This is a genomic window from Corynebacterium sp. c3Ub_189 (assembly GCF_039907195.1).
In the GTDB taxonomy this organism is placed as follows: Bacteria; Actinomycetota; Actinomycetes; order Mycobacteriales; family Mycobacteriaceae; genus Corynebacterium.
The window spans coordinates 1-17,186 of the sequence record NZ_JASBOF010000027.1; the positions used below are offsets into that span (position 1 = coordinate 1).

Below are 17,186 nucleotides of genomic sequence, written 5' to 3' on the forward strand. Positions count from 1 at the left end.
CTGCGATCCTGGTTCGCCGTGGCAGCGAGGCACCAATGAAAACACCAACGGACTATTAAGGCAGTACTTCCCTAAAGGCACAGACCTAAGCGTTCATAGTGCAGCGGACCTAGAATTCGTCGCCATGCAACTCAACCGCCGCCCCCGCAAAACCCTGGGCTTTCAAACACCAGCCGAGAAAATGGCCGCACTGATAAACTCAACCGAAACATAAGAAGTGTTTCCACGACCACTAGAATCCGCCAGGGAATTAGGAAAATAGAAATCCCCCTGCACCCACGGTTGGTTGCAGGGGGATGCTGGCGCGCAGCGCGCTAGTACTAGCGACGCTCCTTGATGCGAGCCTTCTTGCCGCGCAGATCGCGCAGGTAGTAGAGCTTCGCACGGCGGACGCGGCCACGGCGGGAGACCTTGATGGACTCCAGGTTCGGGGAATGAACCGGGAAGGTACGCTCAACGCCGATACCGAAGGAAACCTTACGGACAGTGAAGGTCTCACGGATGCCGGAGCCCTGACGACGGATGCAGATGCCCTTGAAGAGCTGTGCACGCTCGTTGTTGCCCTCGATAACCTTTACGTTAACGTCAAGGGTATCGCCTGGGCGGAAGGACGGGATATCGTCGCGCAGCTGTGCTGCATCAACCTTGTCAATAATGTTGGACATGCCAATATTCCTTTTCAGTTTGGGACAGAGGACCCTAGCGGCATACTGCCTAACCGGTTCGTGCCCGTTACATAGAACGGTGTACTACTTTTCCATATTCGCCAGCAAGAACCAAATTCTTCTATAGCTGGCCCTGGCCCCACCCAAACTATGCCGCCGCAGTGGACTTTGCACGAAAGAGGTATTCATCAACAATTCTTGCAGTACCTAGGTGACGCGCACGGAAAACCGCTTGAGACGCTAAAAGCGCAAGAAGTGCGGTCACGACCAGCACCCCCATGCCGGTCCAGAAGGTCGTATCATAAATTCCGTCAGTAGCGCGCGTGAAGGCATCCTTTGCATAGGCCATCGGATGGAGGGGGTGAACAACGCTGAGCGGCCGCGGAATAGCGGCTACCGGCCACACACCGCCGAAGACCATCACACCTAAAGCGAAGAGTCCCGCGGCAAACACACCACCTACCTTTCGCCCAAACGTCACCAAGAAGAACTGGTAGGTTGCCGCGCCTGCTGCAGCTATCGCCGCTATCACCCCGAGTATCATTGGCCAGCTTTCAGGTACCCAGCCCAGCGTCGCAGACATGAGTGCCATAAATGCTAGAATAAGAAAGTTGAGAATAGTTAGTACGCCAAAAGCTCCAAGTATTCCGCGCGCTGGATGCACCACACGGACCCCTCGTCGGCCTAAGTAATACGGAAGCATCAGAGCTACAAGCAGCATGACGAGGAAGCCAAAGACGAGGACCAAAAGAAGTGAGGCACCGCCGGTAATGTCCTTGCGAGTAGGGTCCAAGGGGTTTACCACGGTTTGAACCGGATGCACATTGGACGCCGTGAAGTTGATAGGCACGGCCATGTTTTGAGCCGACTTATCGGGCTTGGAAATAGTTGGCGCTTTGGCTACTCCATCCGTCAGCTTCTGGGATAGTTCACCGGAACCAGACTTGAGCTTATCCATACCGCCTTTAAGCTCTGCGCCTCCGGCCGCTAACCGATCGGTTCCTTCTTTAAGAGTACCGGTACCTGCATGAAGGCGGGTGGCACCATCGTGCAGCTGCGAGGCTCCATCGCTTAGCTCTCCCACGCCTCCACGAAGCTGCTTGGTTCCATCCGAAAGACGATGGGCGCCAACATTGAGCTTATTCATTCCCCCCAGATACTCCGAGTTGGGATCTGAAAGGTTGTAATGTAGCTGACCAGTCCCCTCCGAAAGCTGCTCGAGTTTGTCCACCATGTTTCCGCTCGCTTCAGGGTCAAGCTTGGATACGAGCGAATTGAGTTGCTCTGCCTGCTGCTCCATACCTAAATTGCGCAATGCGCCTACCAGCTGCGACAGTGCTGGGACCACAATCTGGGCCTGCTTAAGCACTGGAATAAGCATTCCCGTGAGCTGATTGACTCCGCCATCGATCTGACCGGCGCCGTCAGCAAGACGGCCAGTTCCAGAAAGCAGTTTATCGGACCCTGTGGCAAGCTGAGCCGCACCTTCATCGAGCTGGACCGCACCCTCATCGAGGCGCCCAACCCCTTCATTGAGACGAGCGGTTCCATCGACCAAAGACGAGGTTCCGTCATTAATCTTTCCGGCACCAGCTCCCAATTCCCTGATTCCAGCGACAGCACGGCTACCACCCTCCTGAAGCTTCCCAGCGCCCTGATCAAGACGCCCAGCGCCGTCGGCGGCATTGCCTAGGCCGTCACTTAGTTTGTTGAGCCCCTCAATTACCTGGTCAGCGTATTTCTTCGAAATCGCGTTTTCCACACTGGTTTGCACCTGGGGAATCAGACTTGAGGAAATGACGGAACCATTGGACCCGTAAAAGTCGTTACTAGCAAAATGGATTTCAGGTTTGACGGGATTGTCACTAATGATGGTCACCGCCTGCTGGGAAAAATCTTTGGGGATGGTCACCACCATCAAATACTTGCCCTTGATTAGGCCTTCATCACCCTCAGTCTTTTCCACCTCTGTGAAATTGAGGTAGTTGGTATCTAGCAATCCTTCTACCACCTGTTCACCGTAGTTGGTGTACGTGTCCTGCTTATCTACGCCCACGTCCTCATTGACCACCGCCAAGTCGATCTTGCGCATGTACTTGGAAGGGTCCCACATCGCCCACATCATGGTCCCGGCAATAATGATGGGCGCAACCAAGAAGAACACTATGCATACTCGGGCCAACACGCTGCGGGGCCGCCAATCGAGTAGGCGGTGCCAACCCAATACTCCCCTGCTGTAACCTCTTTTAGCCCCGTTGCTCATTTCTTTCTCCTTGCACTAAACAGTGACTCGAACCAGCAGATATTTAGTTTTGCTCAACTTACCATTTTGGGTTGATATCCGCGCATTTTAGACACCAATCCATCCAAAACTTGCTTCCGAACAGGAAAAACTCCCATCGCCCACGGCGATGGGAGCTACACAGCTGGGCGAATCAGGGCTTCCCAACGGCAGTTGAAAGCGGTTAGAATCCTGCCTTCTTCAGGGCATCGGCCATGGCTCCACCGCCGCCGGTGCTGCCTGCCCCACCCGTGCGGCCGCGCGAGCCACCCCGGGATCCGCGCCCAGAGTTGTGGCCGGAGCGCTTTCCTTCTCCTCTGCCGCCGGACTTAGCGGAACCGCGTGGGGAATCACCGCGGCGCTTGGGAGCCGGCTTCCCCGGTTCATCATCCAAACGGAGCGAGAGACCGATGCGCTGGCGCTCCACATCAACCTCCATGACCTTCACCTTGACCACCTGGCCAGAGCGCACGACCTCGTGCGGATCGGAGACAAACTTGTGGCTCATGGCAGAAACGTGGACGAGACCATCCTGATGGACTCCGACATCCACGAAGGCGCCGAATGCCGCCACGTTTGTCACCGTGCCCTCAAGAATCATGCCCGGGGTGAGATCGGAAACCTTATGTACGCCCTCTTTAAAGGTGGCGGTCTTGAACTCAGGGCGCGGGTCGCGTCCGGGTTTATCCAGCTCGGCGATGATATCGGTCACCGTAGGAATGCCGAAAGTCTCGTCTGCAAAGTCTGCTGGCGCCAGCGTGCTGAGCACTCGGGTGTTGCCAATAAGTTCAGAAATACCCAGGCCCGTCTTTTCCGCGATGCGGGAGACGACAGGATATGCCTCAGGGTGTACGGCAGAGGAATCCAGCGGATCGGTACCGCCGTTGATGCGGAGGAAGCCTGCAGATTGCTCAAAGGCCTTAGGCCCAAGACGCGGTACCTTCTTCAGTTCCTTGCGGGAGGTAAAAGAACCGTGTTCATTGCGGTAGGCCACAATATTGGTGGCGATGGTGGAATTGACACCAGCTACGCGCTCAAGCAGCGGGACGGAAGCGGTATTGAGATCAACGCCCACGCCGTTTACCGCACTTTCCACGACGCCATCAAGGGTGCGGGCGAGCGCCGTCTGATTAACGTCGTGCTGGTACTGCCCCACACCAATGGCCTTCGGATCAATCTTGACCAACTCAGCCAAAGGATCCTGCAAGCGGCGTGCGATGGAGACCGCGCCGCGCAGTGAGACATCCATGTCGGGGAATTCCTCCGCCGCAAGCGGCGAGGCTGAGTAAACCGAAGCGCCGGACTCCGATACCACTACAGGAGTGGGTCGCTGACCCCCAGCTTGCTTTATGAGGTCCGCAATTTCCTGGGCAAGCTTCTCGGTCTCGCGGGAGGCGGTGCCGTTGCCGATGGCCATAAGGTCTACAGAATGCTTGGCGCACAGGGTCGACAGCGTCTGAGCTGCTTGGCTCCACTGGTTCTGCGGCTGATGCGGGTAGACAATGGCGGTATCGAGCACCTTGCCGGTTTTGTCCACTACCGCGCACTTCACACCATTGCGGTAACCCGGATCCAAGCCAATGGTGGCACGTTGGCCAGCAGGTGCCGCGAGCAGCACGTCGCGCAAATTGGTGGCAAAGATCTTCAGCGCGCCTTCCTCTGCAATCTCTTTCAGCCGCATGCGAACGTCCAGGCTGGAGGAAATATAGAGCTTGGTGCGCCAGCCCCAATGGACGGCGTCGGCAAGCCACTTGGAGGAGCGATCCAGCTCGAAGCGGGAGGCGATTGTGTCCTCGTAGTCCGCGTCATCGCCGGCATCGAGCTGCAGCTGCAGCACGCCCTCATTCTCGCCACGCAGCAGCGCCAAAATGCGGTGCGAAGGCAGCTTGTGGAAGGGCTCGTTGAAATCAAAGTAATCCTTAAACTTCGCGCCTTCGGCTTCCTTGCCCGCAACAACGCGCGCGCCCATGGAGCCCTCAGTGAACATACGCTCGCGCACTTCACCCACCAGATCCGCGTCGAGCGCGAAGCGATCCACCAAGATGGCGCGGGCGCCATCGAGTGCCTTCTTGGTGTCCTCAAAGCCCTCGGTGGTAAAGGCCTGTGCCAGCTCTTCTGGAGCCGCGTTGGGATCCGCAATGAGCTTATCGGTCAGCTCCTCTAGGCCGGCTTCGCGGGCAATATCGGCCTTGGTTTTGCGGCGCTTCTTATACGGCAGGTACAGGTCCTCCAGGCGCGCCTTGGTCTCGCAGGCAAGGATTTGTTCCCTGAGGGCGTCGCTAAGCTTGCCCTGCTCTTCAATCGCCGCAAGGATGGTCTCCTTGCGCTCCTGTAGTTCCTTCAAGTAGTTCGCACGCTCTTCAATGGTGCGCAGCTGGGAATCATCCAGCCCGCCGGTGGCCTCCTTGCGGTAGCGGGCAATAAACGGGACGGTATTGCCCTCCGCAAGCAGCTGCAACGCGGTAGAAACCTGCGATTCCTTGACGTTGAGCTCGGCGGCGATAGTGGCCGCAATATTCACGTGGTCTCCTCACTCTTTCTCGAGGTTTGGGATTAGACCCACCCAATTTACCGCACGGCCCCTTTACTGCCTTCGCTTGCCGACGCCCCCAATACGCACAAAACCTCCTTTCCCCAGTAAGGAAAGGAGGTTGCCGTAGTGCGTTCTTAGTAGATAACCACGCGGGCGTTATCGCCGCCGGAGCAGGAAACGCGCGAAGAGCTACCGGAGCAGTACATGGTGTAGGTACCACCTGTTGCCGGCGAGTAGACACTCAAGGTAGCGCCGGTTCCGCCGCCAGCGACCCAGTTATTCATAAACGCGGTATAGACGTTGTTGGCAAACCCACTGGAGGTTTTGCTGGTAGCCGCATAGTAGCTAGTGAAGTCACTCCAAGAGTGCCCATTGCTGCTGCCAGAAGACGCTGCCTGTGCCGGCGCTGGAGCTGGAGCATCCTTGGTCTTGGTGACCGTGACCGGGCTGGAATCTTCATCCTCATCGTCTGCATCGTCCTTGGAGGAGCCGGAGCCACTATTCGCATCCGCCTGTTGGAATTGACTATCGGCGGCCGCGCTAGTCGATGCATCATCCTTGTTAGTGGTCACGAACATGATGACCATGGCAGCCACCGCGATAACCGCCACAATGGCTGCGATAATCGCGGCGATCGTGGCGCCACCTACGCCACCGCTTCGCTGCGGCTGGGAATAATACTGCTGATTGTACTGGGGCGGTTGTTGGTTATATCCACCGTAGTTATTGCCATTGGGAGCCGTCATGGTTAAGGGACCACCTTGGGAATAGGAATCTGAAGGGAATGTCCCCTTTACTATAACCCTAGAAGGCATATGCGCTGCAGTTTAGGCAGGAAAAAGCGCTAAAGAGTTTTCCAGATTGCTCTTATAACCCAGATTCGGCCCGCCACACCGCTGGGGCGCCAAGCCCCATCTCTGTAAAACCGATTTCCGCACTGCCCACCCACGAGGCTGCCGGCGGCAAGCAGTCTGCCACCAGGGCGGCCACTGTGGCCAGGGGCTGTGTGGTCTCTCCGTTTACGATGAGCCGCCACACCGGAATTCTCTGCGGCCACTGGCCGAATCTGAAGCGATATTCCTGCGCTAGCGGGCTGCTTTCAGTGCACTCCTCCGCTACCTGGAGGGCAAAAATGCTTATTGGCTTAAAACCCCGGACACGTATCGCCTCCGGTAATGCTTCGAGGCTTTTCTCCCACTCCTGGGTTACTAGGAGTATCGAGAGGTCAGCGCTTACCTCCATTAGCCTTCACCCTGGGTGTTGGCTTCTTGTTCCAACTGCGCGATGAAGGCCTTGTCGTCCTTATCGAGCTCAGCCGCCTCCAAAAGTTCGGGACGGCGTTGCCACGTGCGCAGCAATGCCTGTTCCCTCCGCCATTTGTCTACCAAACCGTGGTTTCCCGAGGTGAGCACGTCCGGCACGGCTAGGCCACGCCACTCTCGCGGCTTAGTATAGCTCGGGCCTTCTAAGAGACCATCAGAAAAAGAATCTTCCTCATGAGAGCGCTTATTTCCCAGCACCCCGGGGATGAGGCGCACCACAGCCTCAGCAATCACCAACGTTGCCACTTCCCCACCGATCAACACATAATCGCCGATGGAAACTTCGCGCACGCGGTAACGCCGAGCGGCGTCATCCACCACGCGCTGATCGATGCCCTCATAACGCCCGCAGGCAAAAACAATATGCTCCTCATTGGACCACGCCCGCGCATCTGCTTGGCTAAACGGTTTTCCCGTTGGCGTCGGCACGATAAGCAATGGGAGGTCGCTATCCTCATCGGCCGTGGCATCAACCGCATAGGCTTGTGCCTCTACCCCTTCTAATTCATCGTGGCGCGGACGGTTCAGATGTGGCAGCGCAGACTCTAGATTGGGCGCACTTTCCCGCGCGGCGACGCTATCGAGCGCCGGCCCCCAAACTTCTGGCTTCATAACCATGCCGGGGCCACCACCGAACGGCGAGTCATCGACAGACTTATGCACATCCGTAGCCCACTGACGCAGATCGTGCACACCTACCTCAAGGCGACCTTGTTCAATGGCCTTCCCCAAAAGCGCATGCCGTAACGGGTCGAGGTACTCCGGAAAGATGGTGATGACGTCAAGCCTCATAGGTCAAGCAATCCTTCCGGCGGATCGATGGTGCACGTTCCAGCCTCTAGGTTCACCTCAGGAACAATGGCATGCACGAAGGGAATGAGCGCCTCCTTGCTGTTGTCGAGCTTTACCTCCAACAAATCTTGGCTTCCACCGTGGATGACCGATGTGACCTCACCGATCTCCTCCCCCGTCAGAAGTACGCGAAGCCCTTCCAGCTCGTGGTCATAAAAGCCATCATCATCACTGTCGAGCGGAGCGGCAAAGAACTTGGTACCACGTAGGCTATCCGCCACGGTACGGTCTTTGATCTCTTCGAAGGTAACGAGCAGCCTTCCCTTATGGCTCCGGACCGCCTTGATAGTTAGTGTGTGCTCCTTCTTGCCCTGCGTGCCATGAAGCACTTCCCCCACTGCAAAGCGCACTTCCGGTTCATCCGTAGTGGCCTCCACTACGACTTCACCTTTCACGCCGTGCGATTTAATCACGCGACCAATCATCAATTCCATAGCGGAAAGTCTACAACACAGACCTCTTTGCCCTTGTCAGTCATAAACTTCCGTCACTTTAGAAAGCAAACCCAGAATTTGAGTGTCATTGTCGTTAAAGTGGGTCCATGAGCAACCTACCTACCAACTCCCCGGAAACCTTTGGCGCGGCTTCTCATTCCAGTGGCACCTCTGCCATGACCGCGCTCAACCTGCTCGACATCGCACCAGATACCGATCCGCAACGCCCACGCCCAGGCGTCCAGCGCATCTTAAGCGCCGATGGTGCCAACCTCATTCTCTTTAGCTTTGCACCAGGACAGTCCCTGCCCGATCACAAGGCCGCACATCCGATCACCGTGCAGGCGCTGCGCGGTGAGCTTGACTTCAGCTACGGCAGTGAAACCATCACGCTTACCCCCGGCTCTATCGTGCACCTTCCTGCATATGAGGTACATAAAGTCGAGGCTACAAGCGAGAGCGGCGACCCTTCTACCCCCGCAATTTTGCTGCTCACCATGCTGACTAATTAATTTATACGTACATAGGTTTTGTTGATAAAATGAGTTTTATGGAAACGCACAATAAGCCCTACCATCATGGAAACCTCCACGATGAGCTGCTCCGTATCGCTGTTCAACTAGGCAAAAGAAGCGGCCCCGACGCAATTACCGTTCGTGCGGTAACCCGCGAAGCAGGAGTGTCCCCTACCTCCGCATACCGCCACTTCAAGGACCAAGAAGAACTGCACGATAAGGTCGCTGAGCTTGCCACCGATGAGTTGGTCCGGCGTTTACACGAGACTACCGAGACTGCAGAGGGCCTAGATTTTCCAGAGCACCTGATGCAGATTGGTTACGCTTACCTCGAGTTTGCCTTGGATGAGACCAATTTCTTCCGCTGCATGCTGGAGTGGAAGGCGCTGCGTTTCATGCTTGGTGTAGATCCCAATACGGAAGATGATCCGAAGATGGATCACCTACAGCAGATTCGCGATTTCTTCGCCCTGTTGTCCCGCCACGCGGAAGCGCTGGACAATACCACTGACGCTACGTATTTCATGCAAAACGCTTTGCTGGCATGGTCGGCTATTCACGGCTTTACCGTTCTTGCCATCGATGGCCCTATGTCCCAGCTTCCACGCGAGCAGATCCTCGAGCTTTTCGCTCCGGTTGTTGCTGGCGCCCTGCGCGGCATGGACTTTAAGGATCCATCCAACGTCCACAGCCGCTACTCCAACTACAAGCCACAGAACTAAGGGCGAACTGGCATATCCCCGACATGGATGCCGCAAGCTTCCTAGCGCGTCGCTATCGTGTGCCGGCGTTCTTCCCCCAACTATAAAGGCCCCGCTACTACGATCAGTCATCGTAGCGGCGGGGCCCGAAGCTAAAGCGCTATGCGCTTAGCAAGGGAGGCAGATTACTCTGCGGACTCCTCGGAAGCTTCCTCAGCCTTCTCCTCGGCCTCAGCGTCAGCTTCGCCGGCGGCAGCAGCGGCAGCCTCTGCAGCAGCAGCTTCCTCAGCAGCCTTCTTCTCAGCCTCTTCCTTTGCCTTCTTCTTCTTTTCGGTGATGGCCTCGATGGTTGGGCCGTTGTTGGCCTCAGCCAGTGCCTCGTTGAAGATCTCCAGCTTGGACTTCTTCTCCTCAGCAACCTTCAGGGTGCCCTCTGCGCCCGGCAGACCCTTGTGCTTCTGCCAGTCACCGGTGACCTTCAGCAGAGCGAGAACCGGCTCGGTTGGCTGTGCGCCAACGGACAGCCAGTGCTGTGCACGCTCGGAGTTGATCTGGATGAGGGAAGGCTCTTCCTTCGGGTGGTAGATACCGATGTTCTCGATGACCTTGCCGTTACGACGGGTGCGGGCATCAGCAATAACAACGCGGTACTCAGCAGCGCGGACCTTGCCCAGGCGCTGCAGCTTAATCTTGACAGCCATGTTGGCTCCTTTACTAGTCACTGGGCAGTACAGACGCGCACTAGGTTGTGCGCCGGTTCAACCCTTGGATTTTATCTGCGCGTGACATACCGGCCGACCGTAGACGGGAACGGTGCTACGCAGAATATTACGTTCTTCAGTTTATCTAGCTCAGAATATCCGAGTAGACAACCTAGGATATTTTAGCGTGAGTAGCTGCATTTTCAAAAATTACTATGCCACGCACGCAGGTTCGTTATGCCTGCGATACTCAAGCAGAGTACCCTTAAGGGCCGAATATAGACATTTGGTTTCATATGTATGGCGCGCCTTCTGCCCCACCATCTAGGCGTAGGCGCACGAAAAGACAGTTTATGACTAAAGAATCACCGCGAAATTTCCGGTACCGCTATGACCTTGATGGTCTGCGCGGTATTGCCATCGGCCTAGTAGTTATCTACCACGTATTCGTCGGACGCGTATCCGGCGGCGTCGACGTATTCTTGCTGCTATCCGGCTACTTCTTCTTGGGGTCCCAGCTGCGCTACGCAAGCAAACCCAACGCCTCCCTGAACCCATGGTGGCCTATCTGGCGAACCTTGCGGCGCCTGGTACCAAGCTTGGTTTTGGTCATCGGCGTGACCTACATTCTGGTGCGCATTTTCACCCCGCAGCTCATGCGCACCGAGCTCACCCAACAGATCACAGCCACCATGCTGTATTACCAGAACTGGGAGCTAGCGGAACAAAACGCCGACTACACGGCGGCCGCAGCTGATACCTCACCGCTGCAGCACATGTGGTCCATGGCCGTGCAGGGTCAGTTCTACATCATGGGCATTGCCTTCGCGCTCATCTTGGCTGCCATCATGAAGTTCCGGCCGAAGCAGCAGCCTTTGGGCAAGCGCAGCTTCCCCACGGTCAACCAGATTGCTGGCCCGATCCTCATCGTGGTCACCATCGCCTCCTTCGCCTATGCTTCGCGCCACGGCCTCTACGGAACTCCAGAGAACTACTATTCCACTTGGTCGCGCGCTTGGGAGTTGACCTTGGGCGCGGTCTTAGCCATCTACGGTTCCTCCTGGAAGATTCCAGCCCGCCTCTATGACCTCTTTACTGGTCTGGGCCTTTTGATGCTCATCTTTACTGGTGCCATCATCGCGGATACCACTGCGTATCCTGGCCCGCTTTCCCTCTTGCCACTAGGCGGCGCCGTGCTCATTATCTTGGGCGGCGGTGGCAAGATTTCCAAGGCCATGGCCTCCAAGCAGGCGCGCTGGCTGGGCGATGTAGCTTACCCGCTCTACCTGTGGCACTGGCCATTGCTCATTTTGTCCACCTCCTACCTGGGTCAAGAAACCCCGTCGTGGTGGTTGGGCGTCATCATTATTGTCATTTCGCTAGTGTTGGCGGACCTCACGCACCGCTTTTTGGAAAAGCCCCTGCGCCAGCATCGCAAGCGCCCCACGGCCGAGGATCTGCCGGTACGCAAGGGCCTGTCGACCTTGCAGAAACCCGCCGGTGCCGCCCGCGGTGTGGGTGGCGTTGTAGTCGCCGCGGCTGTTGTCGGCCTCTTGGCCGTCCAGCCGCTGTGGATGCGCACCCTTGATGATGCTGATGCAGAGCTACTGGATCCCGCCCTCTACCCCGGTGCGACGACGTTCATCAACGACATCACCCCGCCGGAAAATGTGGAGGTCAAGCCTGATCCGATCCTGGCCGGTGGCATCCAGCCACCCGTCGCGACAAATTGGTGCTTCGTGCCAGATAGTCAGCCTGCTGATTTCTTCTTTGAAACCCGCAAGGACGGAAAGACCCCCTGCATTTTCGGTGACCTCAACGCGGAGAAGGAAGTCTATTTGGTGGGCGGTTCCCACGCGGAGCAGTATTCTGCCCCGCTGGACCGCTTAGGCAAGGAAATGGGCTTTAAGCTGGTACCGCTGCTGCGCCAGGGCTGCCCGATTGAATTGGGTGACGATGTCACCGTGACCCCAGAGTGTGCCGAGTGGGGCAAGCTGGTCATGGATCGCATCGAAGAGGCGAACCCGGCCTTGGTCATCTCGAATACCACTCGCCCGCAAAATGAATATGGCACCGGCCCTGATGCCGTGCCCGCCGGCTACCAGGCGTTCTGGGATGAATTGGCCGAACGCGATATTCCTTTCTTGGGCTTCCGCGATAACCCGTGGGGATTCGATGAAGAAGGCCGCCCACGCGAGTTTGATGAATGCTACGTCGCTTCCGAAGATGCTTATGGCTGCGGCATGCGCTTTGAGCAGGTCTACCAGCCTTTTGACCCCGGTGCGGTCGTGCTGTCGAAGTACCAGAATATGCTCTCGATTGATACCGCTCCGTGGTTCTGCGATGCCAATGGTGACTGCCCGGTCGTCATCGGCAATACGATGGTCTACCGCGACATGCACCACATCACCAATGCTTTTGCGGAATCTGCAATGCCAATGATCCGCGAGGCCCTAAAGCCCTTCCTTGACGGGGATAAAGTCCAGCAGGAAGCCCCTGATATTCCACCGGAGCAGGCTGCAGGCGCCGTGGAGCAAGCGCCCGCAGCGCCTACCGACGCCGGCAAGCAACATGCCAACCCCGTCCCCTACCCCAACGCCGCACAAGACGATGCCGTCTAGGCCATAGCTCGGTCGTGCACAAGCCCCGACCTCATGCAAAGGCGCGCTGGGGCTTAGGGCGGCGTCGGCAAGCCGCATAAGAAGGAGGCTCCCGCAGCAACGCGGAAGCCTCCTTCTTTATGCCTTAAGGCTGGGGAACACTACTTTTTGCCCTTGCCAAAGTCCAGGTTATCGAGGTCGATATTTTCCATTCCCTTTGGCATCTTCGGCATGCCAGGCATACCTGGCATGCCACCACCGCCGCCCATTTGCTGCTGGAGCTTTTGTAGTTCCTCCATGGACGGCATACCGCCGCCACCGGGCATTCCTGGCATTCCGCCCATGCCCGGCATCTTCGGGCCACGGTTGCCACCGCCGCCCTTGCCCTTCTTGCGCTTGCCATTCTTGCCCTTGCGGCCCTTCGGCTTCTTCTTGGTAGCGGAGCGACCACCCATGCCGCCCATGCCGAATTGGCCGGCCATCTTGGACATCATCTTCTTAGCCTGGTTGAAGCGCTCAATAAGCTGGTTGACCTCGGAAACGCTCACACCAGAACCATTAGCAATGCGCTTGCGGCGCGATGCGTTGAGAATCTTCGGGTCTTCGCGCTCCTGCGGAGTCATACCGCGGATGATCGCCTGGATGCGGTCCAGCTGCTTTTCATCCACCATGGCGGCCATTTCATTCATCTGCTTGCCGCCGGGCATCATCTTCAGCAGGTTGCCAATGGGGCCCATCTTGCGGATCATCAGCATCTGCTCAAGGAAGTCATTGAGCGTCAGCTCGCCAGAGCCCAGCTTGGAGGCTGCCTCCTCAGCTTTCTGGTGATCCAGAGTGGCTTCAGCCTGCTCGATAAGGGAGAGCAAATCACCCATGCCCAGAATGCGGCTGGACATGCGCTCCGGGTGGAAGACATCGAAATCATCGAGCTTCTCACCGGTAGAGGCATACATGATGGGCTTGCCGGTGACCTCACGGATAGACAAAGCCGCACCACCACGGGCGTCACCGTCCAGCTTAGTGAGAACGACGCCGGTAAAGTCCACGCCATCGCGGAAGGCCTCGGCCGTCTGCACGGCGTCCTGGCCGATCATGGAGTCGATGACAAAAAGGACTTCGTCCGGGTTGACGGCATCGCGGATATTGCGCGCCTGCGTCATCAGGGTCTCATCGATGCCCAAGCGGCCAGCGGTATCGATGATGACCACATCGTGCTGCTTCTGCTTAGCCTCAGCAATGCCCTGCTTGGCGACGTCCACCGGGTCCCCGTGCGAGGTACCCATTTCATGCTCGTTGGAGTCCAGGGAGGTTCCCGGATCCGGTGCAAAGGTCGGCACCTCTGCGCGCTCGCCGACGATTTGCAGCTGCTGCACCGCGCCCGGGCGCTGCAAGTCGCAGGCCACCAGCATCGGGGTATGGCCCTGCTTAGCTAGGTGCTTCGCCAACTTACCGGCCAGGGTAGTCTTACCAGCACCCTGCAGGCCGGCAAGCATGATCACCGTCGGCGGGTTCTTAGCCAGGTTGAGGCGGCGGGTTTCGCCACCAAGGATCTCAATGAGCTCTTCATTGACGATCTTGACTACCTGCTGGGCTGGGTTGAGCGCCTCAGAGACTTCCGCGCCGCGGGCGCGTTCCTTGATGCGCTTGATAAAGCCACGGACGACGGTCAAAGACACGTCGGCTTCCAGCAGCGCGAGGCGGATCTCGCGCGCGGTGGCATTGATATCAGCCTCGGTCAGTTTGCCCTTACCGCGCAGGCCCGCCAGGGCTGACTGTAGGCGGTCTGATAGTGAGTCAAACACTACGGATGCGCTCCCTTAATTTAGATCGATCTAAAGTTCAACTATTCAATCTTAGTCCCTAGCCAGGGCCCTGGTCACATTCCCCACCACGGTAGCGCGAGAAACCTGCCCGGCGAGGTACACATTGACAATCATCGTCGCGCCCAAAATCTCATGGCGCAGCCACACAAAGTCCGGCAATGCCTCAACCAAGTGCCCTAAAGCGCCGATGCGCTCGACTGTCCGGATGACCAAAATGCCGCCCACATCGAATGCCGCAGTGGTCACCTCTCCAGTAATGGCCGGCAGCTCCGTATAAGTTCGTGAGTTATAGGACTGGATAAACCTTATCTCCTGCGCTGCTTCCTTTAGGGTCTGTTGCACCGTGCGGATGAAAAACTCCGCCTTATAGGCACCGTCCTCCTCCCGAACGATATTCGCCCGCACGATGGTCCACCCCAGCGCCGATAGCAAGGCGAAGATGCGCTTTAGCTCCCCTTGAGAGGTACCGCACCACGACACACTGACTTCTTGGTCTTCCCAATCCACTTTGAGCGCAACGCCTTCACTAGATAGCGGTACGTGCACAGCCGGGCGGTCGAGAACACGTGGTTTGAGCGCCTCAAGTGCCCGCGCGACGATCAGCTTCTGTGCTTGCTCCACTCGCGGTGTCCACACGCCAGGCCCGGTCGATTGGGCATCAGCCTCAGCCAACACCGCTAACAGGGATATAGTCAGCTGGTCATAATGCGCGGCAGCCAAGAGGGCATCGCGAGCGGCATCGGAAGCCGGGTCCATCGTCGCCGCTAACCGCGCCAAGGTGGTATGTTCTGCCACTAGGGTTTGGGCGCGCGACCTATCGGCGACGCTCAACCGCATACGGGCTGCCTGGCGGGTAATCATCTCCGCACCTACTTGGGCATGAGGGCGCCCGTAGCCCTTGCCTATGTCATGGTAAAGCGCGGCCAGCAGCAATAAGTCAGGACGAGCCACCGAGGTACGCATCTGCGCGCACCGCGTTACCGTTGCGATGAGATGATGGTCCACCGCATTGACGTGGCTGCGCTCGCGCGGCAACAAGCCGCGCACATGCCCCCATTCTGGGACTAAGCGTTCCCATAGGCCATAGCGGTCCAAGTCCTGTATGACGCGCGGCGTGCATCGCGGCGAGGACAAAATAGCGAAGAAATCATCCACCGCTGCCCGCGGCCAGCGTAGCGGCAGCTCGGGCAGGCCTTGCAGCTGGTGCCACGTGGTCTCGGCGATGATATATCCCGTGCGTGCCGCGGCAGCCGCCACGCGGGTGAGCAGCCACGGGTCCTCTACATTTGGATTGCGGGAAAGGAAAATGTTGTCGCCCTCGGACACCACGTCCACATCGAGCGGGCGGCGCCGGCCCCGGCCGGTCACTGAAGCATTACGGCCTAGCACCCCACGGGCGGTAGCAAGGCCGCGCTCCACCGCCTTATTGACCGTGGCTGCAGCGCTGACCAAAGCCGCTGTCAAGGCATAACGACTTTCAAACCCCAGGTCCGCAGCTACATCCGCGGCGAACTCGGGATCCAAGATATCCCGGTGGCGCCGGGCTGTGACGTGCAGGAGCGTGCGGGCGTCGAGAAGCAGCCGCTGCTCAACGTCCAAATCTGGAAAGTCGCACAGGTTGCCCAAAGCCATCGCGCGCAAGAGCTGAATATCGCGCAATCCCCCGCGCCCATTTTTCAAGTCCGGGTTCGTCATCGCTGCCACAGCGCCCGAACGCTTCCACCGAGTAATCGCGGTATCCAAGAAATCATCAAAGCCGCGCTGCAGCTGGCGCCGCCACGCTGCGAGCAATTGCGCCCGCGCCTCATCCACCAGAACCTTGCGCCCTGCTACAAAGGCCAAATCCAACTGGGCAAAGCCGGCAGAGGCATCTTCGGCGGCAATCGCCCCGCACTCTTGCGGGGTACGCAGGGCATAATCCAGGCGGTACTTGGCATCCCACACGGGGTACCACAGCTGCTCCACCAAAGCCGGATCTGGCTCGTGACCTTCCGGATAGATGAGGATGACATCAATATCAGAGTGCGGAGTCATCTCATTGCGCGCAAAGGATCCGGTGGCAGCGAGCGCTGTTCCCGGTGGAAGCTCGAGACTGCGCAATACACGAAGCGCCGAGGCATGGGCCTCGGCGCGAATCTGTGCGGCGGTATGCATGCGGACTTAGAGCGCCGCCTCGCCGCGCTCGCCAGTGCGCACACGAATGGCATCTTCAACCGGGGTTACCCACAGCTTGCCATCGCCGATCTTGCCCGTGTAGGCAGCATCCACAATGGCATTAATGATGTCTTCGACGTGGTCATCGGCCGCAACAATCTCCAGCTTCACCTTGGGCACAAAGTCGGTGGCGTATTCTGCCCCTCGGTATACCTCGCTGTGTCCACGCTGCTGCCCAAAGCCCTGGCTTTCAGTAACAGTGAGGCCGCGTACTTCCTGCTGCTCCAAAGCCTGGCGGATTTCCGGCAGGGTGAAGGGCTTAACGATGGCCGTGATGAGTTTCATTGTTACTCCTTGCTAACTCTTCGGGGCGGGTCTACAGGCACCGAATAACGTGCACCCATTCTAGCCCGAGCACAGCAATTGCTGTGCAACTTTTTCCACATTGCGAATCTAGGGCGCTGGTGGGTTCAGAAGACCCACTGTGCAACCTGTGAAGTCTCGAGACATCGTTCCGGTCGATGCCTCGAGATTTTTCGTTTTCAGTTGCCCTGTTGGGGGTCAAGTTCGTTGTCTTTCTTGTTGTAATAGATCTTTTCTTCGGC

At 57.8% G+C, this 17,186-nt stretch carries 14 protein-coding genes and 1 pseudogene; 4 read left to right on the top strand and 11 right to left on the bottom strand.

Features of this window, described 5'->3' with window-relative positions; translation table 11 throughout:
• Nucleotides 1–214, top strand: a pseudogene (locus QKD99_RS10915) (IS30 family transposase); the annotation flags it as partial.
• Between the two features lie 106 nt (nt 215–320).
• Here the strand turns inward: QKD99_RS10915 and rplS are convergent.
• The 7 genes from rplS to rimM form a co-directional block, all read right to left on the bottom strand.
• Nucleotides 321–665: a 50S ribosomal protein L19 gene (gene rplS / locus QKD99_RS10920; protein WP_005325245.1), complete on the bottom strand. Its 345-nt coding sequence runs from the start codon at nt 663–665 to the stop codon at nt 321–323.
• A gap of 148 nt (nt 666–813) precedes the next feature.
• Nucleotides 814–2,928 (bottom strand): YhgE/Pip domain-containing protein, encoded by a 2,115-nt coding sequence (locus QKD99_RS10925; RefSeq protein WP_347951436.1) that lies wholly within the window; start codon nt 2,926–2,928, stop codon nt 814–816.
• Between the two features lie 202 nt (nt 2,929–3,130).
• Nucleotides 3,131–5,467 (bottom strand): Tex family protein, encoded by a 2,337-nt coding sequence (locus QKD99_RS10930; RefSeq protein ID WP_347951437.1) that lies wholly within the window; start codon nt 5,465–5,467, stop codon nt 3,131–3,133.
• 146 nt (nt 5,468–5,613) lie between these two features.
• A complete protein-coding gene (locus QKD99_RS10935; protein ID WP_284814021.1) occupies nt 5,614–6,225 on the bottom strand; it encodes a hypothetical protein in 612 nt (203 codons plus the stop codon).
• Nucleotides 6,226–6,346: 121 nt separating this feature from the next.
• Nucleotides 6,347–6,721, bottom strand: a complete 375-nt coding sequence (locus QKD99_RS10940) for a hypothetical protein (RefSeq protein WP_297846837.1) — start codon at nt 6,719–6,721, stop codon at nt 6,347–6,349.
• On the bottom strand, nt 6,721–7,593 hold the full coding sequence (trmD, locus tag QKD99_RS10945) for a tRNA (guanosine(37)-N1)-methyltransferase TrmD (protein WP_347951438.1): 873 nt from the start codon (nt 7,591–7,593) through the stop codon (nt 6,721–6,723). The genes QKD99_RS10940 and trmD overlap by 1 nt, the downstream gene beginning before the upstream one ends.
• Nucleotides 7,590–8,087, bottom strand: coding sequence for a ribosome maturation factor RimM (rimM, locus tag QKD99_RS10950; protein WP_347951439.1), 498 nt, complete (start codon nt 8,085–8,087; stop codon nt 7,590–7,592). The genes trmD and rimM overlap by 4 nt, the downstream gene beginning before the upstream one ends.
• 107 nt (nt 8,088–8,194) lie before the next feature.
• On the opposite strand from rimM, the gene QKD99_RS10955 reads away from it, so the two are divergent.
• Together QKD99_RS10955 and QKD99_RS10960 are read left to right on the top strand one after the other, a co-directional pair.
• Complete coding sequence (locus QKD99_RS10955; protein ID WP_347951440.1) at nt 8,195–8,599, top strand: cupin domain-containing protein; 405 nt, start codon at nt 8,195–8,197, stop codon at nt 8,597–8,599.
• A gap of 38 nt (nt 8,600–8,637) precedes the next feature.
• On the top strand, nt 8,638–9,324 hold the full coding sequence (locus QKD99_RS10960; RefSeq protein ID WP_347951441.1) for a TetR/AcrR family transcriptional regulator: 687 nt from the start codon (nt 8,638–8,640) through the stop codon (nt 9,322–9,324).
• Nucleotides 9,325–9,488: 164 nt separating this feature from the next.
• On the opposite strand, the gene rpsP is transcribed toward QKD99_RS10960, so the two are convergent.
• The gene (gene rpsP, locus QKD99_RS10965) at nt 9,489–10,004 is read right to left on the bottom strand and encodes a 30S ribosomal protein S16 (RefSeq protein ID WP_347951442.1); all 516 of its coding nucleotides are present in this window, start codon (nt 10,002–10,004) and stop codon (nt 9,489–9,491) included.
• A gap of 353 nt (nt 10,005–10,357) precedes the next feature.
• Between rpsP and QKD99_RS10970 the strand changes: the two genes are divergently transcribed.
• Complete coding sequence (locus QKD99_RS10970; RefSeq protein WP_347951443.1) at nt 10,358–12,625, top strand: acyltransferase family protein; 2,268 nt, start codon at nt 10,358–10,360, stop codon at nt 12,623–12,625.
• Between the two features lie 140 nt (nt 12,626–12,765).
• Here QKD99_RS10970 and ffh read toward each other — a convergent pair whose 3' ends face one another.
• The 3 genes from ffh to QKD99_RS10985 are packed head-to-tail and all read right to left on the bottom strand — an operon-like array spanning nt 12,766 to nt 16,926.
• Nucleotides 12,766–14,406: a signal recognition particle protein gene (ffh, locus tag QKD99_RS10975; RefSeq protein WP_204608489.1), complete on the bottom strand. Its 1,641-nt coding sequence runs from the start codon at nt 14,404–14,406 to the stop codon at nt 12,766–12,768.
• A 51-nt stretch (nt 14,407–14,457) separates the two neighbouring features.
• Nucleotides 14,458–16,581, bottom strand: a complete 2,124-nt coding sequence (locus QKD99_RS10980) for a [protein-PII] uridylyltransferase (RefSeq protein ID WP_347951444.1) — start codon at nt 16,579–16,581, stop codon at nt 14,458–14,460.
• A gap of 6 nt (nt 16,582–16,587) precedes the next feature.
• Nucleotides 16,588–16,926: a P-II family nitrogen regulator gene (locus QKD99_RS10985; RefSeq protein ID WP_239273121.1), complete on the bottom strand. Its 339-nt coding sequence runs from the start codon at nt 16,924–16,926 to the stop codon at nt 16,588–16,590.
• Between the last annotated feature and the right edge of the window lie 260 nt (nt 16,927–17,186).

Coding starts and splice junctions, on each gene's coding strand:
- rplS (WP_005325245.1), bottom strand. CDS start 665: ATGTCCAACATTATTGACAAGGTTGATGCAGCACAGCTGCGCGACGAT.
- QKD99_RS10925 (WP_347951436.1), bottom strand. CDS start 2,928: ATGAGCAACGGGGCTAAAAGAGGTTACAGCAGGGGAGTATTGGGTTGG.
- QKD99_RS10935 (WP_284814021.1), bottom strand. CDS start 6,225: ATGACGGCTCCCAATGGCAATAACTACGGTGGATATAACCAACAACCG.
- QKD99_RS10940 (WP_297846837.1), bottom strand. CDS start 6,721: ATGGAGGTAAGCGCTGACCTCTCGATACTCCTAGTAACCCAGGAGTGG.
- trmD (WP_347951438.1), bottom strand. CDS start 7,593: ATGAGGCTTGACGTCATCACCATCTTTCCGGAGTACCTCGACCCGTTA.
- rimM (WP_347951439.1), bottom strand. CDS start 8,087: ATGGAATTGATGATTGGTCGCGTGATTAAATCGCACGGCGTGAAAGGT.
- QKD99_RS10955 (WP_347951440.1), top strand. CDS start 8,195: ATGAGCAACCTACCTACCAACTCCCCGGAAACCTTTGGCGCGGCTTCT.
- QKD99_RS10960 (WP_347951441.1), top strand. CDS start 8,638: ATGGAAACGCACAATAAGCCCTACCATCATGGAAACCTCCACGATGAG.
- rpsP (WP_347951442.1), bottom strand. CDS start 10,004: ATGGCTGTCAAGATTAAGCTGCAGCGCCTGGGCAAGGTCCGCGCTGCT.
- QKD99_RS10970 (WP_347951443.1), top strand. CDS start 10,358: ATGACTAAAGAATCACCGCGAAATTTCCGGTACCGCTATGACCTTGAT.
- QKD99_RS10980 (WP_347951444.1), bottom strand. CDS start 16,581: ATGCATACCGCCGCACAGATTCGCGCCGAGGCCCATGCCTCGGCGCTT.
- QKD99_RS10985 (WP_239273121.1), bottom strand. CDS start 16,926: ATGAAACTCATCACGGCCATCGTTAAGCCCTTCACCCTGCCGGAAATC.